This is a genomic window from Anaerofustis stercorihominis, assembly GCF_005844425.1.
Taxonomy (GTDB): domain Bacteria; phylum Bacillota; class Clostridia; order Eubacteriales; family Anaerofustaceae; genus Anaerofustis; species Anaerofustis butyriciformans.
In genome coordinates, this window is sequence record NZ_SPHL01000032.1 from 1 (window position 1) to 23,281 (window position 23,281).

21 protein-coding genes are annotated in these 23,281 nt (G+C 30.1%); 13 read left to right on the forward strand and 8 right to left on the reverse strand.

Annotated elements, in window-relative coordinates; translation table 11 throughout:
• Positions 1–96: 96 nt before the first annotated feature.
• The 5 genes from FGQ49_RS10395 to FGQ49_RS08120 form a co-directional block, all read right to left on the reverse strand.
• Positions 97–267: a hypothetical protein gene (locus FGQ49_RS10395; RefSeq protein WP_171020645.1), complete on the reverse strand. Its 171-nt coding sequence runs from the start codon at positions 265–267 to the stop codon at positions 97–99.
• 70 nt (positions 268–337) lie between these two features.
• Positions 338–2,170, reverse strand: a complete 1,833-nt coding sequence (locus tag FGQ49_RS08105; RefSeq protein WP_138269365.1) for an ABC transporter ATP-binding protein — start codon at positions 2,168–2,170, stop codon at positions 338–340.
• A complete protein-coding gene (locus tag FGQ49_RS08110) occupies positions 2,163–4,433 on the reverse strand; it encodes an ABC transporter ATP-binding protein (protein WP_138269366.1) in 2,271 nt (756 codons plus the stop codon). Before FGQ49_RS08110 ends, FGQ49_RS08105 begins: the two co-directional genes overlap by 8 nt.
• Positions 4,433–4,903: a MarR family winged helix-turn-helix transcriptional regulator gene (locus tag FGQ49_RS08115; protein WP_138269367.1), complete on the reverse strand. Its 471-nt coding sequence runs from the start codon at positions 4,901–4,903 to the stop codon at positions 4,433–4,435. Before FGQ49_RS08115 ends, FGQ49_RS08110 begins: the two co-directional genes overlap by 1 nt.
• 121 nt (positions 4,904–5,024) lie before the next feature.
• On the reverse strand, positions 5,025–6,326 hold the full coding sequence (locus FGQ49_RS08120) for a bifunctional folylpolyglutamate synthase/dihydrofolate synthase (protein WP_171020646.1): 1,302 nt from the start codon (positions 6,324–6,326) through the stop codon (positions 5,025–5,027).
• 197 nt (positions 6,327–6,523) lie between these two features.
• On the opposite strand from FGQ49_RS08120, the gene FGQ49_RS08125 reads away from it, so the two are divergent.
• The 8 genes from FGQ49_RS08125 (at position 6,524) to ilvD (ending at position 15,362) form a co-directional block, all read left to right on the forward strand.
• Positions 6,524–7,690: an ABC transporter substrate-binding protein gene (locus tag FGQ49_RS08125; RefSeq protein WP_171020647.1), complete on the forward strand. Its 1,167-nt coding sequence runs from the start codon at positions 6,524–6,526 to the stop codon at positions 7,688–7,690.
• 168 nt (positions 7,691–7,858) lie between these two features.
• Positions 7,859–8,737, forward strand: coding sequence for a branched-chain amino acid ABC transporter permease (locus tag FGQ49_RS08130; RefSeq protein WP_138269369.1), 879 nt, complete (start codon positions 7,859–7,861; stop codon positions 8,735–8,737).
• Between the two features lie 15 nt (positions 8,738–8,752).
• Positions 8,753–9,778, forward strand: a complete 1,026-nt coding sequence (locus FGQ49_RS08135; RefSeq protein WP_243112238.1) for a branched-chain amino acid ABC transporter permease — start codon at positions 8,753–8,755, stop codon at positions 9,776–9,778.
• A 3-nt stretch (positions 9,779–9,781) separates the two neighbouring features.
• Positions 9,782–10,564: an ABC transporter ATP-binding protein gene (locus FGQ49_RS08140; RefSeq protein ID WP_138269370.1), complete on the forward strand. Its 783-nt coding sequence runs from the start codon at positions 9,782–9,784 to the stop codon at positions 10,562–10,564.
• A 1-nt stretch (position 10,565) separates the two neighbouring features.
• Positions 10,566–11,273, forward strand: coding sequence for an ABC transporter ATP-binding protein (locus FGQ49_RS08145; protein ID WP_138269371.1), 708 nt, complete (start codon positions 10,566–10,568; stop codon positions 11,271–11,273).
• 221 nt (positions 11,274–11,494) lie between these two features.
• Positions 11,495–13,156: a biosynthetic-type acetolactate synthase large subunit gene (gene ilvB, locus FGQ49_RS08150; RefSeq protein WP_138269372.1), complete on the forward strand. Its 1,662-nt coding sequence runs from the start codon at positions 11,495–11,497 to the stop codon at positions 13,154–13,156.
• A 17-nt stretch (positions 13,157–13,173) separates the two neighbouring features.
• Positions 13,174–13,671, forward strand: a complete 498-nt coding sequence (gene ilvN / locus FGQ49_RS08155; RefSeq protein ID WP_138269373.1) for an acetolactate synthase small subunit — start codon at positions 13,174–13,176, stop codon at positions 13,669–13,671.
• Positions 13,672–13,697: 26 nt separating this feature from the next.
• Entirely contained in the window at positions 13,698–15,362 is a 1,665-nt protein-coding gene (gene ilvD / locus FGQ49_RS08160) for a dihydroxy-acid dehydratase (RefSeq protein WP_138269374.1), read from the forward strand.
• Between the two features lie 106 nt (positions 15,363–15,468).
• On the opposite strand, the gene ilvA is transcribed toward ilvD, so the two are convergent.
• Positions 15,469–16,674 (reverse strand): threonine ammonia-lyase, encoded by a 1,206-nt coding sequence (gene ilvA / locus FGQ49_RS08165; protein ID WP_138269375.1) that lies wholly within the window; start codon positions 16,672–16,674, stop codon positions 15,469–15,471.
• Positions 16,675–16,815: 141 nt separating this feature from the next.
• Between ilvA and FGQ49_RS08170 the strand changes: the two genes are divergently transcribed.
• Positions 16,816–18,012 (forward strand): ATP-binding protein, encoded by a 1,197-nt coding sequence (locus FGQ49_RS08170; RefSeq protein WP_138269376.1) that lies wholly within the window; start codon positions 16,816–16,818, stop codon positions 18,010–18,012.
• Positions 18,013–18,034: 22 nt separating this feature from the next.
• Here the strand turns inward: FGQ49_RS08170 and FGQ49_RS08175 are convergent, their stop codons facing one another.
• Positions 18,035–18,577, reverse strand: coding sequence for a 5-formyltetrahydrofolate cyclo-ligase (locus FGQ49_RS08175; RefSeq protein ID WP_138269377.1), 543 nt, complete (start codon positions 18,575–18,577; stop codon positions 18,035–18,037).
• Between the two features lie 2 nt (positions 18,578–18,579).
• Complete coding sequence (locus FGQ49_RS08180) at positions 18,580–19,413, reverse strand: deoxyribonuclease IV (RefSeq protein WP_138269378.1); 834 nt, start codon at positions 19,411–19,413, stop codon at positions 18,580–18,582.
• Positions 19,414–19,596: 183 nt separating this feature from the next.
• Between FGQ49_RS08180 and FGQ49_RS08185 the strand changes: the two genes are divergently transcribed.
• The 4 genes from FGQ49_RS08185 to FGQ49_RS08200 form a co-directional block, all read left to right on the forward strand.
• Positions 19,597–20,079, forward strand: coding sequence for a complex I 24 kDa subunit family protein (locus FGQ49_RS08185; RefSeq protein WP_171020648.1), 483 nt, complete (start codon positions 19,597–19,599; stop codon positions 20,077–20,079).
• Positions 20,079–21,329 (forward strand): complex I 51 kDa subunit family protein, encoded by a 1,251-nt coding sequence (locus FGQ49_RS08190; RefSeq protein ID WP_138269380.1) that lies wholly within the window; start codon positions 20,079–20,081, stop codon positions 21,327–21,329. The genes FGQ49_RS08185 and FGQ49_RS08190 overlap by 1 nt, the downstream gene beginning before the upstream one ends.
• Before the next feature lie 2 nt (positions 21,330–21,331).
• On the forward strand, positions 21,332–22,792 hold the full coding sequence (locus tag FGQ49_RS08195; RefSeq protein WP_138269381.1) for a [Fe-Fe] hydrogenase large subunit C-terminal domain-containing protein: 1,461 nt from the start codon (positions 21,332–21,334) through the stop codon (positions 22,790–22,792).
• Positions 22,793–22,858: 66 nt separating this feature from the next.
• Positions 22,859–23,281 (forward strand): hypothetical protein (locus FGQ49_RS08200; protein WP_138269382.1); only part of this gene is annotated, 423 nt, incomplete at its 3' end.

Genomic DNA, 23,281 nt, shown 5'->3' on the forward strand with positions numbered 1-23,281 from the left:
GTTTTAGAACCTGACAATTTTGATATTGAAATTTTTTATTATGCTGATTATGAAAAAACACAATAATATCTAATAAATAGATATTATTGCGTTTTTTTATTTGTCAATATTTGTTTGTGTCTGATATAAATCTTCATAAGATTCTTCTTCGTCATTATTTTTAGGTATATTTTGTATTAATCCTGTACATTCAGTTGATGATATGGTTTTTGAATTGTTTAAAAAATCAGTATCGGGTGGATTTAAATCTTTTTTGTTTATTTTCATAATAACCTCCTTAATATTTATTTTCCCAAATATTAAATAAAATATTAAAAAAAGAGCCTTAAGGCTCTTTTTATTCTTCAAATTGAGAATTATAAAGGTTTGAGTAAAATCCGTTTTCTTTCATTAATTCATCATGTGTACCTTGTTCAATAATATTTCCTTCATTCATTACAAGTATTAAATCTGCGTCTTTTATTGTGGATAATCTATGTGCAATTATAAAACTTGTTCTTCCTTTTACTAAGGTATCCATGGCTTTTACAATTAATTTTTCTGTTCTTGTGTCGACGGAGCTTGTTGCTTCATCTAAAATTAAAATTTTAGGGTCTGCCAGCAATGCTCTTGCTATTGTTAGAAGTTGTTTTTGTCCGCTTGAAATATTGCTTGCTTCTTCGTTTAATATCATCTGATATCCATCAACATTTGTTTTTATAAAATGATCAACGTGAGTAGCAATTGCAGCTTGTTCTACGTCTTCATCAGTTGCGTTTAAATTACCATATCTAATATTATTCATTACGGTATCATTGTATAACCATGTATCTTGTAAAACCATACCAAACATTTTTCTCAAATCTCTACGTTTGTAATCATTTATATTTACACCGTCAACTTTTATTGAACCGCTGTTTATATCATAAAATCTCATTAATAGTTTTACTATTGTAGTTTTGCCAGCTCCTGTAGGTCCTACTATTGCAATTTTTTGACCTGGTTTTACTTTAGAAGAAAAATCTTTAATGATAGGTTTATTCTCATCATATCCAAAATATACATGTTCAAATTCAACGCTGCCTTTAACATTATTTAGATTAACTTCTTTAGGTGCGGTTGTAGTTTCTTTTTCGTCTTCTTCATCTAAGAATTCAAAAACTCTTTCAGCAGCAGCTGCTGTTTGCTGAAGTATGTTAGAAACATTTGCAAGTTGTGTTATTGGCTGAGTAAAGTTTCTTACATATTGTATAAATGCTTGTATATCACCAACTGTTATAAATCCTTTTGTTGCTCTATATCCTCCAAGGATACAAATTGCTACATATCCAAGGTTACTGATAAAGCTCATGATAGGCTGCATCATCCCTGATAAAAATTGTGATTTCCAAGCTGAATGGTATAGAGTATCGTTATATTCATTGAAATCATTGATTGATTGTTTTTCTCTATTAAATGCTTTAACAATAGAGTGTCCTGAATACATTTCTTCAATATGACCATTAACGTGTCCAAGGTATTCTTGTTGACTTCTAAAATACTTTTGTGAGAAGTGTATTACAGTCATAATAAATATTGAAGAAATAGGAATGATAAGCAAAGCAATAATAGTCATTGTGATATCTATGCTTGCCATCATTATTAAAACACCTATTACCGTTGTAATACTTGTTATTATTTGTGTAAGTCCTTGGTTTAAGTTTTGGTTTATTGTATCTACATCATTTGTTATTCTTGATAAAACTTCACCTGTTTGTTGTTTGTCATAGTATTTTAAAGGCAGTGTATTTATTTTATGAGAGATATCTTTTCTTAAGTTGTAAGTTAATTCAGTTGTAACACCGGTCATGATATGTGATTGTAAATAAGAAAATATGGCAGATACTACATATAAACATACTAATATAATAAGTATTTTACCAACATATACAAAGTCGATTCCGGCTGTTGTTCCTGCAATTTTTCCCATTACGCCTTCAAATACTTTCGTTGTCGCTTTACCAAGTATTTTAGGTCCTACTATATTAAATACCGTTGAGATTACTGCAAATATAAAAACAATAAATATTTGTATTTTTTTTGTTCCGAGATAATGAAGAAGTTTTTTCATTGTTCCTTTAAAATCTCTTGCTTTTTCTCCGCCTCTCATTGCAGGCATTCCTCTCATCGGTCCTCTTTTATGATTACTCATTGTTTCTTACCTCCTCTTCTGATAATTGAGATAAGGCTATTTCTTTATATACTTCACAATTTTGCATTAATTCTTTATGTGTGCCCTTTCCTACGATTTCTCCATCGTCAAGTACTATTATCTGTTTTGCATGCATAATTGTGCTGATTCTTTGAGCAACTATAATTATTGTAGCATCTGATAATTCTTTATTTATTGCACTACGAAGATTTTTATCTGTTTTAAAATCAAGGGCAGAAAAACTATCATCAAAAATATATATTTCTGCATTTTTTACGATTGCTCTTGCTATTGATAATCTTTGTCTTTGACCTCCGGAAACGTTAGTTCCTCCAGACGCAATTTCAGTTTCAAAACCATCCGGTTTTCCTTTTATAAATTCACTTGCTTGTGCAATATCACAAGCTTTCCATAATTCCTCATCTGTTGCATTTTCTTTTCCATATTCAAGATTAGATCGTATTGTTCCTTTGAATAAGACTCCTTTTTGAGGAATGTATCCTATTTTATCTCTTAAATGTGCTTGATTAATATCTTTTATGTTTACTCCATCAATTAATATTTCACCTTTACTTGCTTCAAAAAGTCTCGGTATTAATTGTACAAGTGTTGATTTACCGCTTCCCGTAGAACCTACAATTGCGGTAGTTTCACCTTTATTAGCGGTAAAGTCTATATTGTGAAGCACATATTCACTAGCACCCGGATAAGCGAAAGAAACGTTTTTAAATTCAACAACTCCTTTTTTGTTATCATCAAAAGGTTTTTCTTCCTTAGGGTCTTTTAGTTCTAAAGGTGTTTGTAAGACTTCATTTATTCTATTAGCAGAAACACTTGCTCTTGGAACCATAATAAACATCATTGAAATCATTAAGAATGCCATAATTATTTGCATAGCATATTGGATAAATGCCATCATATCTCCGACTTGAAGGGTGCTTGCTTCTATTTGGTTTGCGCCAACCCAAACAATAAGAAGCTGTACAAGGTTCATAACTAACATCATAAAAGGCATTAAGAACATCATGAACCTATTAACAAACAAGTTGTTTTTTGTTAGTGTTTTATTTGTGTCATCAAATCTTTTTTCTTCAAAATCCTCTGTTCCAAATGCTCTTATAACCATAAGTCCTGATAAATTTTCTCTTGCAACAAGGTTTAATTTATCTGTTAATTTTTGTATTTTTTTAAATCTTGGAAGTACGATGCTAAAGGATATCATCATAAATCCTAATATTACTATTACTGCAAGAAGAATTATCCAACTCATTGATGTGCTGGAGCTAAGGGCTTTCATTATTGCAATAACTCCCATTATAGGTGCATAACATAATATTCTAAGTCCCATTACAATAAGCATTTGAATTTGTGTGATATCATTTGTTGTTCTTGTTATAAGAGAAGATACTGCAAATTTATTAAATTCAACATTAGAAAAACTTTCAACTTTTGCAAATACATCTTTTCTTAGAGCTCTTGCAACTCCTGCTGCGGTTCTTGATGCAAGAAAACCTACAGCAATCGCACAAACGGCAGAAATAAATGCAATTAAAAGCATTTTTATTCCAATATTTAAAATGTAGGATGATTGGACATTTTCAAGATTTAGTCCTACTTGTTGATATTCACCTTTTATATAAGTACAAGCAATTTGAGATATACTTGTTTCGGGAATGTTGTCAAGTTGAGAGTTTATTTTATTTAAAAATTCATATCTGTTTTCTTTTGGCATATTTTTTATTAAAGAAAACATATCTGTATTACTTGACATCATTAAACTCATATCAGCTGTTTTATTGTTATTTTCTGTTGTATCAATATCAAATAAATTTTGTTTTTGCATTTTTTCAGGATTATCAATAAAACTTACGATAATTTCGCTTTTCCCAACTGCTAAGTCTAATGAATTAATAATATCTTTGTTTACATTGTTCTTAAGAACATATACGTTTTCTTTTTCAAGAATAGAATATTCTTTTTTGTATTTATCATAATCACTGTTTTCTTTTGTGATTTTTGAATAAATGCTGTCAAGCTGTTTTTGTTCATTTTCTTCTAAGAAAAATTTAACTTTTTCATATTCACTTTCTCTTATTACTTCTGGAAGATTGTTTTCAATGCCGCCATTTTGTATTCCGTAGTCTACTATCTTAGACATATAATCAGGTAGAGATAGTTCGCAATTTGCCTGTATTAATAGAAATACAATTGAAAAAATAATAGAGAAGATGAAAGGTTTTAAATATTTTCTTAATTTAATCATTATAGGTCATTTCCTTTCTGGTTATTTTTGGCTATTTCTACTATTTCTTTAAAAATATCCGTAAGTTGATTTACTTTTTCTTTCCCCAATTTTTCGATAATATTCATAAGTTCACTGAATCTGGATTCAAAGGTTTCATTAAAAATTTTTATTCCTTCTTGGGTTATTTCTACTTTGAATTTTCTTCTGTCTTTTTTATCCATTATCCTTACTACATAACCTTTTTTTTCAAGGCTGTTTAACGTTTGTGTGACCGCCGGTCTTGATAATTTAGTCTTTTCGCTTATTGTTGAAGGTAAAACACTGTCGATATTTTTTTCTTTCTTTTGTTTAATTAAAAAAGCGAGAAGGAAAAATTCAGATTTCGGGAGTTTAATGTCACATTCCGCTTTTGAACCTAAGATTTTACCGATAGAGTGCAGATAATAAATAAATTCTTTGATTTCTTTTTTTTCAATTTTATCATGCATTTCTTTATCCTCTCTAAAACAAAAAAAGCAACAAATAGTTAAGTTGCTTAATTATTTTGTTGCTTAATTATATTACTGAAATTTTGATATGTCAATATAAAATAATTTTTATAATGAAATTTTAATAATTTGCATGTCTAAGTAAAGTTCTTATTTCGCCTATAAGGTATAAGGATCCTACAAATGCATATATATTTTCACTATTTTTTTCTATTAATTCAATTGATTTTGCCGTATCAGTGATATATGATACATGGGCATTTTTATCTATTTGTTTAATTTTTTCATACATATCTTTGCTTGAAAAAGCACGGTTATTATTTGGCGTCAGAGTATAAATTTTTTCTGCTTTTGGCAAAAGTTTTTTTAATGAACTATCTATATCTTTATCTGCTAACATTCCAAAAAACAGTATTATTTTCTTATTTTTAAAATAAATATTTAAGTTATTTACAAAACTTTCAATTCCTTCTTTATTATGCCCTCCATCTAATATTATTATTGGATTTTTGGAGAAAATTTCAAATCTTCCATTAAAATGTATATTTTCTAATGCAGTTAGTATATCTTCTTTTTTTATTTTATATCCAAGTGAATAAAGTACTTCCAAAGTTTGTAAAACTGTTAATGCATTATACACTTGATTTTTACCAAGTAAAGAAAGTTTGAATTCATTCATATTAAAAGGGTTTGTTTTTTTATATTTAATTTTGCTTCCGTCAAAACTGCTTTCTATTAATTCAATATCTTCTTTTTTGGGTAAATAAAAAGAAGTATTTTTTTCTTTAGATATTTTTATAAGCTCATCTACAGCTTCTCTATCGGAAGGATATATTACGACATTTGAATTTTCTTTTATGATTCCGCCTTTTTCATATGCTATCTTTTTTAAGGTATTTCCAAGTTGCTCAACATGGTCAAAACTTATTGATGCTATAACACTTATTAGAGGATTGTTTATAACGTTTGTAGCATCTAATCTACCTCCAAGCCCTACTTCAAGTATAACTATATCAACATCTTTTTCTTTGAAGTAAAGTAGTGCGGCTGCAGTTATTATTTCAAATTCTGTAGGATGAGGGAAATTATTTTTTATCATTTTATCTATTTTATCTTTAACTACTGATACGTAATATGCTATATCCACATTTGAAATGTCTATACCGTTTATTTTTATTCTTTCATTAAACTTTTCCAAAAAAGGTGAAGTGTATAGACCTGTTTTGTATCCAGACTTTGATAAAACTGCATTTAACATTGTTGAAATAGAGCCTTTTCCGTTTGTTCCTGCTATGTGAATTACCTTTAAATCATCTTGAGGGGTTCCTATAAGTCTAAGTAATTCATTGATATTATCAAGTCCAAGTACAGATCCGAATTTATTTGTAGAATGTATAAAATTTATTGCTTGTTCGTAGTTCAATTTGTATCTCCTTAATATAAAAACTTGATTAAAATTATATCATATTTTTGAAAAAAATCGGGAGTAATATATAATATTTTGAAATATTCAGAAAATTGTATCATTTTACTTGACAAAAGAAAATAGTAAGGGTAAGATAATAACAATTATTAATATATTTTTATATTAATTAAAAAAATTAGTTAGGGGTATAGACAATGAAAAAGACAATGAAAAAAGCTGCTGCTTTACTTTTGTCTGCAACAATGCTTGTAGGATTTAGTGCATGTGGAGGAAGCAGCGCAGAAAATTCAGACACAATTAAAATAGGGGTTAACTATGAATTGTCAGGTGACGTTGCAACATACGGACAATCTTGTACAAAAGGCATTGAAATGGCCGTTAATGAAGTAAACGAAGCTGGCGGAATTAATGGTAAAAAAGTTGAAATTGTTAAAATTGATAACAAATCAGATAACAATGAAGCTATGAGTGCTGCAACAAAACTTGCAAGTAAAGAAGGCGTAAGTGTTATGATTGGACCTGCTACTTCAGGTGCTTTCAAAGCAACAATCGCAGCTGCAAATCAATATAAAGTTCCTGCAATTACATGTTCAGGTACATCAGATGATATTACAGTAGATTCAAACGGAAATGTACAAGAGTACATATTTAGATTATGTTATACAGACTCATTACAAGGTAGTAAAATGGCTGAATTTGCAACTAAAAAATTAAATGCAAAATCAGCAATCGTTTTAGCTGATACATCAAATGATTATTCAAACGGACTTGCAAAAGCATTTGAATCAGAATTTAAAGCAAACGGAGGAACAATCGTATCAACAGAAACATTTACAGCTCAAGATAAAGATTTCTCTCCTGTACTTACAAAAATCAAAGATAAAAAAGCTGATGTAATTTACTTACCAGGTTATTACACAGAATGTTCTTTAATTATCAAACAAGCAAGAGAATTAGGTATTGATTTACCAATCTTAGGTGCTGATGGATATGATTCTCCAACAATGCTTGAAACAGCAGGTGCCGAAGCACTTGAAAATGTATATTATACAAATCATTATGCAGTAGATGATGAATCAGAAGTTGTTCAAAATTTCGTAAAAGCTTATAAAGCTGCAAATAACGATGAAAATCCTGGTGCTTTTGAAACATTAGGTTATGATGCAGGTAAACTTGCTTGCGATGCAATCGCTAGAGCGGGAAGTGCTGACCCTCAAAAAGTTTCTGAAGCTTTAGCTGCAACAAAAGATTTCCAAGCTGTAACAGGTACTTTAAGTATTGATGAAAAACATAATCCTGTAAAAGAAACAGTAGTACTTGAATTTAAAGATGGAAATGCTGTATTCAATACAAAACTTTAATTGAATAAAATATTTGAAATTTATTAACAAATAAAATAAATTTTGGTAAAGTGGTGAGAAAAACTCACCACTTTACTGCAGTTTTAAGGATATGATTAAAACAATATATGAATATAATATGGTTTTAACAATATTTTTAAAATAATAAAGATACTGGGGGTACATAATTTGGAACAATTTATTCAGCAAATTATCAATGGGATTTCCATTGGTAGTATTTATGCCTTGATTGCGCTTGGATATACTATGGTTTACGGAATTATAAACCTTATTAACTTTGCGCATGGAGATATTTTAATGATAGGAGGATATGTAGGATTTTTCTGTTCATATACGCTAGGAATAGGCTTTATACCTGCAACTATTATTGCAGTTATAATTTGTTCTATACTTGGAGTTGTAATTGAAAGAGTTGCATATAGACCACTAAGACATGCACCAAGAATTACACTTCTTATTACAGCTATTGGTGTAAGTTTCTTGCTTGAATATGCAATGATGTATTTTGTAGGTCCGGATGTTAGAACATATCCTTCAGGATTTTTTGGACTTGGTTACATTAATTTAGGCGGGATTTCAATTCCAAGTGACAAATTAATGGTTACATTGATTACACTAGTATTAATGGTTTTATTACAGTTATTAATTAGTAAGACAAAAATGGGTAAATCAATGAGAGCTGTTTCATCTGATCCAGATGCTGCTCAATTGATGGGTGTAAGTGTAGATAAAGCAATTTCATTCACATTCCTTATTGGTTCTGCTTTAGCAGCTGTTGCCGGTGTAATGTATGGTGCTATGTTTACTGTAAATCCATTATCAGGTATGACACCTGGTTTAAAAGCTTTTATCGCTGCCGTATTTGGTGGTATAGGAAGTATACCGGGAGCTATCGTTGGTGGTGTATCACTTGGACTAATTGAAACTTTGGTTAGTGGTTATCTTTCAAGTGCATATAAAGATGCGGTTGCCTTCGCAATCCTTATAATTATTCTTATTGTTAAACCGTCAGGTTTACTTGGAAAGAATAGAAAGGAAAAAGTATAGGAGGTAACGTTTAATATGAAAAAGATTTTAGATATGTTTAAAAAGCAAGATCCAAGTAAGATACTTGGATTAAAAGGAAATATTCCTACTGTAATAGCTTTTGTTGCTGCATATATAATAATAAAGTTATTAATTTTTGTTGGAATTATTTCTCCATTCTATGAAACTATTGTATTAAAACTTTGTATAGATATTATTTTAGCTCTTGGTCTAAACTTAATTACAGGTATTACAGGACAGTTCTCATTAGGGCATGCGGGATTTATGGCAATAGGTGCATATACAAGTGCTCTTATGACTCTTAGAATGTCAGATAGCATTGTTATGGTTATCCTTGCGTTAATTTTAGGCGGAATTTTATCAGGATTTTTAGGATTTTTAATTGGTATTCCAACTCTTCGTTTAAGAGGTGACTACCTTGCAATTGCTACATTAGGTCTTGGTGAAATTATCAGAATTGTTATTCAAAACGTAGACCAAACTATCCTTGGTGGAGCTGCCGGATTGTCTTCAATCCCTTTATATTCTTCACTTGAAGTATGTTTTATATGTATGTTTATTTGTTATTTTGTAATAACAAATGTTTTAAAATCATCATATGGTAGAGCATGCGTATCTGTAAGAGAAGATGAAATAGCGGCTGAATCAATGGGTGTAAATGTAACTAAAGCAAAAATTCTTGCTTTTATTATAGGAACATTCTTTGCAGGTGTTGCGGGAGCATTATATTCGGGTTATGTAGGCGTTATTCAACCAAAGAACTTTGGTTTCATGAAGTCAATTGATATTTTAATGATTGTTGTACTTGGCGGACTAGGAAATATTAATGGAACAATTATTGCAGCATTTGTTTTAAATATTATTTCTTTTGCTCTTCAAGACTTCTCAGAAATCAGAATGATTTTATATGCGATTATGTTAATTGCCATAATGCTTATTAAATCAGGTGAAACTCCTTTCTTTGTTAAATTAAGAGAAATGTTTTCTGTTGAAAAGTTTAAAAATAAAATAAGAAAGAATAAAGATGTAGTGGGGGAATAGTTTATGGCAATATTAAAAATTGAAGACTTAAGTAAAAGTTTTGGCGGCTTAAAAGCTGTTTCTCATGTAAATATAAATGTTGAAAAAGGTGAATTAATAGGTCTAATAGGACCTAATGGGGCAGGAAAAACTACAATATTTAACTTGCTTACAGGTGTGTATACTCCAACATCAGGTAAAATTGAATTAAAAAATGATAAAACTGGAGATACAATTTTAATTAACGGTTTAAAGCCTTATATAACAAGTAGCTTTGGTATAAGCAGAACTTTTCAAAATATCAGATTATTTAATGAACTTAGCGTACTTGATAATTTAAGAATTGCAATGCATAAAAGAGTAAAATATAATATTTTCTCTGCTATTTTTAGAACTAAAGCATACAGAGAATGTGAAACTATTTTTTATGAAAATGCAATGAATATTCTTGAATTTGTTGGTCTTGCAGATAAAAGAGATGAACTTGCTCAAAATCTTCCTTATGGAGAACAAAGAAAACTTGAAATTGCAAGAGCTGTTGCTACAGGGGCAAGTGTAATATTCCTTGATGAACCTGCAGCGGGAATGAATCCAAGTGAAACAGATGAACTTAGAATTTTAATAGAAAATTTGAGAAAGAAATATGAATTAACAGTTATCTTAATTGAACATGATATGAAATTCGTTATGGAAATATGCGAAAGAATATATGTTTTAGACTTTGGTACGATTATTGCTGAAGGGAAACCGGAAGAAATAAAAAATAACGAAAAAGTAATTAAAGCATATTTAGGGGAGGAAGTATAGAATGTTTTTTAAAATTGAAAATTTAAATGTACATTATGGTGCTATTCATGCCCTAAAAGATGTTTCTTTGGAAGTTAACGAAGGAGAAATTGTAACTTTAATCGGTTCAAATGGTGCCGGAAAGACATCTACTTTGAGAACAATATCAGGTCTTGTTCCAAAAACAAGCGGAAATATTGAATTTATGGGAGAAAGTCTTGATAATGTAAAAGCTACGGATATCGTAAAAAGAGGTATTTCTCATGTTCCTGAGGGAAGAAGAATCTTTGCTGATATGACTGTTTATGAAAATCTTGAAATGGGTGCTTATTTAAGAAGAGACAAAGATAGTATAAAAAAAGATATTCTAGAAATATACAATAAGTTCCCAAGACTAAAGGAAAGAAAAAATCAGCTTGCCGGAACACTTAGCGGCGGAGAACAACAAATGCTTGCTATTTCAAGAGCATTAATGTCCAGACCTAAGTTTTTACTTTTAGATGAACCTTCAATGGGGCTTGCACCTGTTATCGTTCAAGATATTTTTAAATTAATTAAACAAATAAATAAAGAAGGTACCACAATATTCTTGGTAGAACAAAATGCAAATATGGCACTTTCAATATCAAATAGAGCATATATACTTGAAACAGGTGAAGTTGTTATGAGCGGAGACGCAAAAGAATTACTTCAATCAGATGATGTAAGAAAAGCATATTTAGGTGGCTAAAATATAAAAGTGAAATTAACTTCCCATTAAGTTTTTTAATGGGAAGTTTTTGCAAATATAAGATGTATTTATTTTGTTAAATTATATAAAAATTCTGAAAATTCTTAATAATTTAGTTTAAATACTTGTACTTTTTTGATAAAATTTATATAATTAAAAAATCAATAAAAAAAATAATAATAAATAATAATAAATAATTAGATAGAAGAGGATGATGCGGTATGAAATTAACAGGTTCTGAAATTGTAGCAGAAGTATTATTAGAGCATGGGGTAGATACGGTGTTTGGTTACCCGGGAGGTGCAGCTTTAAATATTTACGATGTATTATATAAATATAGTGATAAAATTAAGCACGTCCTTACGGCACATGAACAAGGTGCAGCACATGCAGCAGATGGATATTACAGAGCAACAGGTAAAACAGGCGTTGTTATTGCAACAAGCGGTCCTGGGGCAACAAATCTTGTAACAGGTATTGCTACAGCATTTATGGATAGTATTCCTATGGTTGCCATTACAGCTAATGTTCCGGATAATTTAATTGGCAGAGATTCTTTCCAAGAAATTTGCATAACAGGAGTTACTTTACCTATAACAAAACATAACTTTTTTGTTAATAGAGTAGAAGATTTAGAAGATGCTTTAAGAGAAGCTTTTAGAATTGCCAATAGCGGAAGAAAGGGACCTGTACTAGTTGATATTACAAAGGATGTAACAGCAAATTTGGTTGAGTATAAAAAAGAAGGACCACTTCCTTTATATGAAAATCCTATTGCAACAGATAAAGAAGTTGAAGAAGTTGCAAAAATGATTAATAATTCAGAAAAACCGGTTATATATTTTGGTGGAGGTATAGTTGCATCTGATTCAATAGCAGAATTAAACGAGTTACTTGAAAAAGGTGACATACCTGCAACTAATACTTTAATGGCAACAGGTGTTCTTGGATACAACAATAAAAGAAGACTTGGAATGATTGGTATGCACGGAACTGTTGCTGCAAATAAAGCTATATATAATGCGGATTTGGTTTTAGCTCTTGGAACTAGGTTTAGTGACAGAGTTGCACTTAATCCAAACAAATTTGCAAGCAATGCAAAAAAAATACAAGTTGACATTGATAAAAGCGAAATTAACAAAAATGTTTTTGTACATAAGAGCATAATAAGTGATGTAAAAAATTTCTTACAAAGATTAATTCCTTTAATTGAAAAGAAATCAAGAAAAGAATGGTTGGATACAACATTAAAATGGAGTAAAACTCCTGTAGAAGATACATATTACAAAGGTAACTTACATCCTGGTGATATTGTAATGACAAGTTGCGGTATGATGGATAAGAAACCTATTTTTGTTACTGATGTAGGTCAACATCAAATGTGGGCTGCACAATATTTAAAAAATGTAAAACCGGTTAAATTTTTAACAAGTGGCGGACTTGGAACTATGGGATATAGTTATGGTGCTGCCATTGGTGCCCAAGTAGGATGTCCTGATAAAAGAATAGTTCAATTTGTAGGAGATGGTTCTTTCCATATGTGCTTAAATGAAGCATGTACGGCTGTTAGTCAAAATTTACCTATTATAACAATTATTATGAATAATGGTGTTCTTGGAATGGTTTATCAATGGCAAACAGTATTTTATGATAAAAGATATTCTCAAACTATATTAAACAGAAAAACAGATTTTGTTAAATTAGCTGAAGCTTTTGGTTTAAAAGGGTATAAAGCAGAAACATTGGAAGAATTTGAAGATGTATTTGAAGATGCTTTAAAACAAAATGGTCCGGTATGGATTGATTGTAGAATTGAAGAACTTGAAAGAGTTTTACCTATGATACCTAATGGCGGAACCATTGATGATATGATAATAAATTAAAATAAGGAGAATGTAAGATGGCTGATAGAAAAGAAGTTGTAAGTATTTTAGTTGACAATCAATCTAATGTTTTAACTAGAATTGTAAGTTTGTATGGAAGAAGAGGTTTTAATATTGATTCGTTAACTGTTTCAGCGACAAATCATCCTGATATTTCAAGAATAACAATTGTTTTTAATGGTAGCGATCAATCTTTATATCAAATTATAACTCAAACTCAAAAACTTGAAGTTGTAAGAGATATATTTGTTTTAGATGCAAGTAATTCTCTTTATAGAGAACTTTTACTTGTAAAAATTAAAACAGATAAAACAGAAAGAACATCACTTAAAGAAATCGTTGATATTTACAGAGGTAAAATAATAGATTTATCTAAAGAAAGTATGATTATTGAATTAACAGGTGCTCCTGAAAAATTAGATGGATTTATGAAAATGATAGATTGTTATGATGTTGTAGAAGTTTGTAGAACAGGTATAACAGGAATTTCAAGAGATTTAAGAGAAATACATTAATAAATAAACGACAAAGGGAGAAGACAATGAAGTTAAGAAGCGAAAATGTAACAAAAGGCTTAGAAAAGGCGCCTGCTAGAAGTCTTTTCTATGCAATGGGATATACAAAAGAAGAGTTAAATAGACCTCTTATAGGGGTAGTAAACGCAAAAAGTGAAATTGTTCCGGGTCACATTCATTTAGATAAAGTTACGGAAGCTGTAAAAGCCGGAATAAGAATGGCAGGGGGAACACCTATAGAAGTTCCTTCAATTGGTGTTTGTGACGGTATAGCAATGGGACATGCAGGAATGAGATATTCTCTTCCAAGTAGAGAGTTAATTGCAGACAGTGTTGAAACAATGGCAATTGCTCATTGCTTTGATGGTCTTGTATTGGTTCCTAACTGTGATAAAATCGTTCCTGGAATGATTATGGCAGCTGTAAGATTAAATATACCAACAGTTGTATGTTCAGGTGGTCCTATGATGTCAGGACTTGTAAAAGGAGAAGAAACTTCTTTATCTAAGATGTTTGAAGCAGTAGGAGCAAGAAAAGCAGATTTAATAAATGATGATGAACTTTTAGAATATGAAGAAAATACTTGTCCTGGATGTGGTTCATGTTCTGGTATGTATACAGCAAACAGTATGAACTGTCTTGCTGAAGCTATTGGGATTGCTTTACCTGGAAACGGAACAATTCCTGCTGTTGAAAGCGGAAGAATAAGACTTGCTAAAAAAGCAGGTATGGCAATCATGAATTTAGTTGAAAAAGATATTAAAGCAAGAGATATTATCAATGAAAAATCAATAAGAAATGCACTTGCTTGTGATATGGCACTTGGTTGTTCTTCAAACAGTGTACTTCATTTGTTGGCAATAGCAAATGAGGCAGGTGTTGAATTAAACCTTGAAATATTCAATGAATTTAGTGCAAAAGTTCCAAACTTATGTCATCTTGCACCAGCAGGCGGAACTCATATGCATGATTTAAACAGAGCCGGTGGATTAATGGCTGTTTTACATGAACTTGATAAAAAAGGATTAGTTGATAAATCATTAATCACAGCAAACGGTAAAACAGTTGGTGAAAATATTGAAGGTCATGAAATTAAAGATATTAACTTAATTAAAACAGTGGCTTGTCCATATAGCGAAACAGGCGGTATCGCAGTTATGTGGGGTAATATCGCTCAAGAAGGTTGCGTTGTAAAGAGAAGTGCTGTTGATGAAAGCATGCTTAAACATAGCGGTCCGGCAAGAGTATTTAATAGTGAAGAAGAAGCTATTGATGCAATATATAATGGAAAAATCGTTGATGGTGATGTTGTTGTTATCAGATACGAAGGACCTAAGGGTGGACCAGGTATGAGAGAGATGTTAAATCCTACAAGTGCACTTGCAGGAATGGGACTTGATAAAACAGTTGCATTAATAACTGATGGAAGATTCTCTGGAGCATCAAGAGGTGCTTCAATAGGTCATGTTTGTCCTGAAGCTTTTGCGGGTGGAAACATAGGTTTAATTGAAGAAGGGGATATTATTGAAATTGATATACCAGCATCTAAGATTAATGCTAAAGTAAGTGATGAAGAATTTGATAAAAGAAGAGAAGCTTACGTTTGTCCGAAAGAACCTGTTAAAAGCGGATGGCTTGCAAGATATCAAAGAAATGTGTCTTCAGCAAGCAAAGGTGCTGTAATGAAATAAGAAATTAAATTAAAAAGAGATATATTTGATATATCTCTTTTTTTTATTATACTTTTAAATTTTTTAAAATTAAGAGCAAAAAAAGAAACCATTTAGGTTTCTTTTTTTATACTCTTTCACTTACTATTCTAAATCCGTTTTCTGTAAGTTCTTTTTCAATTTCTTTTGCTTGTTCGCTGTCTTTTGTTTCCATTGTAATCTTAATGAAACAACTGTTTATAGGCATTTCAGGATCTCCATTGTCGTATTGAACTCCTACAACGTTTGCTCCACATTTGCTTATTATGTTACTTACTCCAACAAGTTGTCCAGGTTTATCAGTAAGAGCAATTGTAAGAGCACTTTTTCTTCCGCTCATTACAAGACCTCTGTCAATTACTCTGTTTAAAATGTTAACATCGATATTACCACCGCTTACGATACAAACAACATTCTTGTTTTTAAGTGGAATTTTATTAAACATTGCTGCGGCAACAGATACGGCTCCTGCGCCCTCTGCAACAAGTTTTTGTTTTTCCATTAATGTTAGTATTGCTGCTGCTATTTCATCTTCTGTTACAGTTATAATTTCATCTACATATTCGCTTACTAATTCGTATGTTAAATCTCCAGGTTCCTTAACTGCAATACCATCTGCAAATGTATTTACTGTTTCTGTTGCTTGTCTTTGATGTTCTTTTACAGATTTATACATACTTGGAGCACCTGCAGCTTGTACGCCATATATTTTGCATTCAGGTTTTAGGTGTTTTATGGCATAAGCAACACCACTTATAAGTCCGCCACCTCCGATAGGAATTACAACTGCGTCTACATTTGCAAGTTGGTCTAAAATTTCAAGTCCGATTGTTCCTTGACCTGCTATTACATCTTCATCATTAAAAGGATGAATGAAAGTATAGCCTTCTTCTTTTTGTAGTTCTAATGCCTTATTGTAAGCATCATCATAAGTATCACTTACAAGACAAACTTTTGCACCATAGCTTTTTGTTGCTTCTACTTTGCTTATTGGTGCGCCATCAGGCATACATATAATGCAAGGTATATTGCTTTTTTCGCTGGCTAACGCAACGCCTTGTGCGTGGTTTCCCGCAGAGCAAGCTATAATGCCTTTTTCCTTTTCTTCATCTTTTAATTGGCTTATTTTATAATAGGCACCTCTAATTTTGAAGCTACCTGTTGTTTGTAAATTTTCTGTTTTTAAATATATATTATTTTTGTCACTAAGAGCGGGTGCAATAATTAAGTCTGTTTTCCTTATTACATCTTTTAGTGTAAATGCTGCATGATAAACTTTATCTAATGTTAACATTTTAACCCTCCTTATAAATAAAAATCTATTAAATTACATTATATATTATTTTCTGAAAATTTCAAATATTTTTAATTAAATATTTAAAAAAGAAAAATTTAGTGATATACTCTTATTATATTTTTTTATAGGAGAAGAAAAATGCAACACACATTAAAAGGTTTAAATGAAAAACTGGATTCATTGGCAGTTTTTAGAAATATTTTAAATACAGATGTTATAAAAAATTTAAGAATATTATTAGATACTATTCTTGAATATGAAGATGATGAATCAATGGTATTCGCATATAGTGAATTTGTTTCATGTCTTTATAATTATGATTTTGATTTTTCAAAATACATATTTAATTTTATATTAAATGATGAAAATTTTTATATAAAAGCTAAGGCTGCAGGTAAGAATGTTCCTGATTTTATAGAAAACTGTGTTGATGAAGAATTAAATATTCTTGATGATTTAAGTAAGTTAACACCTATTGAAATAAAAGAGTTTATTTCTTATGATGGTTTCCTACCAGCATGGGAAAATACTATGCTTGATTTAAAAGAAAAATATAAGGAAAAAGTAAATTCTTTAACTGTTACGGGTTATGGAATATATGCAAAATATACGGCTTTTGTTCTTGATGACGATAAAATAGTTCCTGTAAAATATCCTGATTCTCAAAGACTTGAAGATTTATTTGGTTATGAAAGAGAAAGAGATTTGATAATTAAAAATACTAAAGCTCTTCTTGACGGTACAGGTGCAAGTAATATGCTTTTATATGGTGATGCCGGAACAGGAAAAAGTTCAAGTGTAAAAGCAGTCTGCAATCATTTTAAAAATGACGGTTTGAGACTTCTTGAAATAAAGAAAAATCAGTTATATAAAATACCTAATATAGTAGATGAGCTTGCGGCAAATCCATTAAAATTTGTTATATTTATTGATGATTTAAGTTTTACCGGTAATGACGACAATTTTTCGGCTCTTAAAGCTATATTGGAAGGCGGGGTATCTGCTCTTGGCAATAATGTTGCTATTTATGCAACAAGCAACAGACGTCATTTGGTTAAAGAAACAATGTCAGAAAGACAAGGCGATGAAATTCATAGAAATGATACACTTCAAGAAACAATGAGTCTTTCTGCGAGATTTGGACTTACCATAACTTTCCAAAAACCTGATAAAAAAGCATATTTGAATATAGTTGAAAATCTTGCTAAACAATACGGCGTAGAGATGGATTTTGATGAGTTATTTACAAAGGCTGAGGCTTTTGCAATAAGACACGGTGGAAGGAGTGCAAGAACTGCAAAACAATTTGTAGAGCTTGTAAAAATAGGAATATAAAAAATACCCTTATGGGTATTTTTTATTTATGAATTATATAATCAACTGGAATGTCATATTCATTATAAGGTACCTTTTCAATTATTTGCTCATTAAAGCATACTCCTATTTTTAATGCATTTAATTCTTTGTTTGCAAAAAATTTATCGTAATATCCTCCGCCGTATCCTATTCTGTAATTATCTTTTGCGAATACTATTCCTGGAGTTATTACAATGTCTAAAATATTTGGATTTGTAATTCTTATAAATTCTTTCTTTGGTTCGAGGATTCCATAAAATCCTTTTTCAAGCTCATCAAAGGATTTAAGTTTAGAAATATTCATTATTTTATTTTTGCTATCTATTATTGGTATATATATGTTTTTATTATTTTTTAACATATATTTAATAAATTTATGTGTATCAACTTCATTTTTAAAACTCACGAAACACATAATATTTTTAGAATTTTTAATATCTTTATTATTTATTAATTCTTCAAATATTAATTTGTTTTTTTCTTCTCTACTATGTAGGTCTTTCAATTTAAGTTGAATTTTTTCTCTTAAATCTTTTTTATTCATTTTTACTCCTTGTAATTTCCTCTTAATAATTCTATTTCTTTTTTATACCCATCCATATCGTTTGGGGTTTCCAAAAAGAATGGTAAATGCTTTAATGCGGGATGATTAACAAATCTTATTATTGGTTCTAATTTTAAAAAGCCTTCTCCGATTTTGGCATGTCTGTCTTTATTTGTATTGAAGTCATTTAATGTATCATTTAAGTGAATTGCTTTTAATCTATCAAGTCCAATGATTTTATCAAAATCGGTTAAAACTTTATCTAAATTATTTACAATATCATAACCTGCGCAGTAAACATGACAAGTATCCAAACATACTCCCATTTTATCTTTCAAGTTTACTCTGTCAATGATTTCTCTTAGTTCCTCAAAACTTCTCCCAATTTCGCTGCCTTTTCCTGACATTGTTTCAAGTAAAATAAATGTATCGTCATCTTCCTTTATACATTCATTTAAAATATCGGTAATTCTTGTTATTCCTATTTCAACGTTATCTGTTGTGTAGCTTCCAGGATGAAAGTTATATAATTTTGAAGGGATTTGATTCATTATATCTAAATCCATTCTAAATATTTCTTTTGCAGCTTCTCTCACATCTTCTTTTGCTGATGCCATGTTTAGAGTGTATGGAGCATGAGCAAGTATTGGGGCAAAATTATTATCTTCTATTATTTTTTTTAAAGCTTCAACATCTTTTTCGTTTAATTCTTTTGATTTTCCTCCTCTTGGGTTTCTTGTAAAAAACTGAAATGTATTTGCATTTATTTTTAAAGCTTCTTCTCCTGCTTTTTTATATCCTTTTGCTATTGATATGTGTGGTCCTATATTTAACATTTTATTCTCCTAAAAATTTTATTATAATTAAGTATAAGAAATTTATAATAAAAATCAAACAATTATTATAAAATTAATGTGGTTTTATTTTAAATAAGTACTTATAGGAATGTAAATTATTTGAATATTCTGTATTTTTTTGATATAATACTATAAGTATATTTAATTGGGAGGTACGCTGTTTTGAAGTTATCAGAAGAACAAAAAAAGGTTTGTAATAACATAATAGAATATTATGATAATAACCCATCTAATTTGCTTCAAATTTTATTAAAAATTCAAAGACAAATTCCGGGAAGATTTATAAACTTGGATACAGCTGAGTATATAGCAAGCAAGATGAATATTCCTCTTAGCAACGTATCAGAAGTTGTAACATATTTTGATGCGTTAAGTACTGAAAAAAGAGGTAAATACATACTTGGTTTATGTAATGCAACTGCTTGCAGTTTAAACGGTAAAGATGAAATAAGAGAAATTTTTGAAAGAGAACTTGGTATTAAAGCAGGTCAAACTACTGAAGATGGTTTGTTTACATTGGAATTGGTTCCTTGCTTTGGTGCTTGCGACATTGCTCCTGCGGTTAGGGTAAATGACAATGTTGTTGGAAAATTAAATGAAAAGAAAGTTAAAGCTTTAATTGCTAAATTAAAGGAGGCTAAATAATGGGACAAGTAAAATATATTTCTAAAGATTATGGAACATATGATGCCTTCAATATTGATGAATATATAAAAAGAGGCGGTTTTAGCGGACTTAAAAAAGCTATTGAACAAGGATATGAAAAGACTACAGATGATGTAGCTAAAAGCGGACTTCAAGGAAGAGGTGGTGCAAACTATCCTACAGGGAAAAAACTTGCTCAGGCAAGAGAAGCTGTTGGAGATGAAGAAAGATATGTTCTTTGTAATGCAGATGAAGGAGAACCAGGAACATTTAAAGATAAGTATTTACTTAAAAACGGTATATATAAAGTAATCGAAGGTATTATAATTGCAGCTTATTGTGCAGGAGCAAATACCGGACATATTTATGTAAGAGAAGAATATACTTTTATGCATAAAGATATTGAATATGCAATAAAACAAGTTTATGATAAAGGATTTTTAGGTAAAGATATTTTATCAAGCGGTTTTAATTTTGAATTATCTCTTTTCTCAGGCGGTGGTTCTTATGTTTGTGGTGAAGGGTTTGCAATGTGTGAAAGTATTGAAGGAAAGAGTGGAAGACCTAGAAGTAAACCACCTTATGTAAAACAATGTGGTCTACATAGTAAACCTACTCTTGTAATAAATGTAGAGACAGTCAGTGTAATAGCTACATTAATGCAAAACGGATATGAAACAGTATTAAAATACGGTGTTGAAGACTGCCCTGGAACAAAGATGATAAGTGTAAGCGGAAAGGTTAAAAATCCTGGTGTTTATGAAGTTGAGTTTGGTACAACCGTTCAAAATATTATAAAAATTGCAGGTGGAATAAGAAACGATAAACAACCTAAATTCGTACAACTTGGTGGTGCCAGCGGAACTATAGTACCTTATGAAAAACTTAATATTCCTTATACATATTCGGGAATGAAGAAAGTAAAAGGAAGTATTGGTTCAGGGGCTATTGTAGTCGGAGATGAAGATGATAGCGTAATTGATTATTTATCTGTTGTTGAAGATTTTTTCTATCATGAAAGTTGTGGTAAATGTGTTCCATGCAGAGAAGGTAACAGACAACTTAAGATGATTATGGATAGATTCAAGAAAAAAGAAGGTACTTTAAAAGATTTAAAAAACTATGTAAGAATAGTTAATGCTTTGGATGCGTCATTATGCGGAAGCGGTAGAACTCAAATTACACCGTTTATCAGTGCATATACTTATTTTTCCGATGAATTTAAGGGTGCACTTAAAGGGGAGGAATAGAAGTGATAAATTTAACTATTGATAATAAACCAGTAAGTGTAAAAGAAGGTACAACAATTTTAGATGCAGCAAAACAAGCCGGTATTGAAATTCCTACACTTTGTTATTTGAAAGACGTAAATAAACCTGCTTCATGCAGGATGTGTATGGTTGATGTATCAGGCAGACTTTCTCCTTCATGTGTAACACCTGTATGGGAAGGTATGGATGTAAAGACTCAGACAAAAAAATTGAGAAATATAAGAAAAACTATACTTGAATTAACTCTTGCAAATCATAATTGCGATTGTACAATATGCGATAAAAGCGGTAATTGCAAATTACAAACTTTGGCAAATACATATTTGACAGGTCCAAGTGATTTTGAAACTTGTTTTGAAAAAGGTTTTGATGATTCTTCAAACTGTGTAACAAGAGATTATAGCAAATGTATTAAATGCGGAAGATGTGTAAGTATTTGTAAAGATAAAGTTGGTGCAAAAGCTATTTCTTTTGTAAACAGAAGTGACAGTACAACTGTATCCACTCCTTTTGATATTCCTGTAATAAACAGCGATTGTATAGGATGTGGTCAATGTATTTCAGTTTGTCCGACAGGTGCATTGGTAGAAAAAGGAACAACTGAAGAATTATATTATTTGTTAGGTGAAGATACTTATTACAATATTTGCTTATTGTCATATGGCACATATGAATCTTTATCAAAAGGTTTAGGTGTGGATGATGCACTTATTAAAGCAAAAGTTGTTGATGTTTTAAATAAACTTGGTTTTAGCGAAGTAATTGATTATGAAGAATATTTAATAAAAGAAATGAATGCTATTGCATATATTTTAAAAGAAAATATGGCTGAAGGAAAATCTTTAATATATGCTTGTTCACCTGGAATAAGAAAAGAAATAGAAGACGCTTATCCTGAAGCTGATAATTACTTTGTAAATCTTCCAAAAATAAGAAAAGATATCAACATGAAATTTAAAGAAGATTACTTAGATAGAAACATAGATAAAGATGTTCATTTAACAAGAGTTGAAAATTGTACTGCTTTCTTAAATGAAAATGAAGAAACAAGTGGTGTTGATATATCAATTACTACAAATCAACTTGTAAACTTAATTAAAACAAGCGGTATTGATTTAAATAAAGCTAACAATAAGCCTCTTGATACTCTTGATTATACAGGAATATTTAATCCTTATTTCTTAAGCGTAAATACAGCATATGCTATTATAAGACTTGGAGATAAGTCTTCAATTAAAAATGATAAAGGTAATATAAAGGAATTTTCATTTGAATTATCAGATGGTAAAGAAATAAAATGTGCTGTTGTAAATGGATTAAAACAGTCTAAAGAAGAAGTTGAAAAGATTATAAACAAAGAAAGCGAATACGATTTTGTATGTGTTATTCCTTGTGAAGGCGGATGTGTTAACGGTGGAGGAAGACCAGTAGACGTTAAGTAGTTTAAATAATAAAATAAAAAGATTATTCATATATATGAATAATCTTTTTTTATTTGGAGGGAAAATATGCAAATTCATTTTTTAAGAGAAAATGAAAATATTGATGATTTAAGTATATTATATTCGGTAGAAAAAAATAAAATAATGGAAGCAAATAAATTTAGAGGGGATAAGCTAAGAGATAAGCAAGTAATTATCCCATGTGATGATTTTTATTATTTTAAAAAGTATGAAGAGAGTATAGAAAGTATACTTAGTAAATTTGATATAGCAAAAGAAGAATTATATTCTTTAAATAAAAGTCCCTTATGCTTTAAAGACGGAGGAATAAGGTTAAAATTAAAGCAAAAGAAAAAAAATATAAAAGTGTATTCTTTGATAGATTTAACAATGGGGAGTAATTGTTTTATAGAGGCTGATTTGGAAAATTCCTATGTAAATTCTTTTATTGGATATAACACGACTTATGATGAAAATGATGATATGGAA

Coding starts and splice junctions, on each gene's coding strand:
- FGQ49_RS10395 (WP_171020645.1), bottom strand. CDS start 267: ATGAAAATAAACAAAAAAGATTTAAATCCACCCGATACTGATTTTTTA.
- FGQ49_RS08105 (WP_138269365.1), bottom strand. CDS start 2,170: ATGAGTAATCATAAAAGAGGACCGATGAGAGGAATGCCTGCAATGAGA.
- FGQ49_RS08110 (WP_138269366.1), bottom strand. CDS start 4,433: ATGATTAAATTAAGAAAATATTTAAAACCTTTCATCTTCTCTATTATT.
- FGQ49_RS08115 (WP_138269367.1), bottom strand. CDS start 4,903: ATGCATGATAAAATTGAAAAAAAAGAAATCAAAGAATTTATTTATTAT.
- FGQ49_RS08125 (WP_171020647.1), top strand. CDS start 6,524: ATGAAAAAGACAATGAAAAAAGCTGCTGCTTTACTTTTGTCTGCAACA.
- FGQ49_RS08135 (WP_243112238.1), top strand. CDS start 8,753: ATGAAAAAGATTTTAGATATGTTTAAAAAGCAAGATCCAAGTAAGATA.
- FGQ49_RS08140 (WP_138269370.1), top strand. CDS start 9,782: ATGGCAATATTAAAAATTGAAGACTTAAGTAAAAGTTTTGGCGGCTTA.
- FGQ49_RS08145 (WP_138269371.1), top strand. CDS start 10,566: ATGTTTTTTAAAATTGAAAATTTAAATGTACATTATGGTGCTATTCAT.
- ilvB (WP_138269372.1), top strand. CDS start 11,495: ATGAAATTAACAGGTTCTGAAATTGTAGCAGAAGTATTATTAGAGCAT.
- ilvN (WP_138269373.1), top strand. CDS start 13,174: ATGGCTGATAGAAAAGAAGTTGTAAGTATTTTAGTTGACAATCAATCT.
- ilvD (WP_138269374.1), top strand. CDS start 13,698: ATGAAGTTAAGAAGCGAAAATGTAACAAAAGGCTTAGAAAAGGCGCCT.
- ilvA (WP_138269375.1), bottom strand. CDS start 16,674: ATGTTAACATTAGATAAAGTTTATCATGCAGCATTTACACTAAAAGAT.
- FGQ49_RS08170 (WP_138269376.1), top strand. CDS start 16,816: ATGCAACACACATTAAAAGGTTTAAATGAAAAACTGGATTCATTGGCA.
- FGQ49_RS08175 (WP_138269377.1), bottom strand. CDS start 18,577: ATGAATAAAAAAGATTTAAGAGAAAAAATTCAACTTAAATTGAAAGAC.
- FGQ49_RS08180 (WP_138269378.1), bottom strand. CDS start 19,413: ATGTTAAATATAGGACCACACATATCAATAGCAAAAGGATATAAAAAA.
- FGQ49_RS08190 (WP_138269380.1), top strand. CDS start 20,079: ATGGGACAAGTAAAATATATTTCTAAAGATTATGGAACATATGATGCC.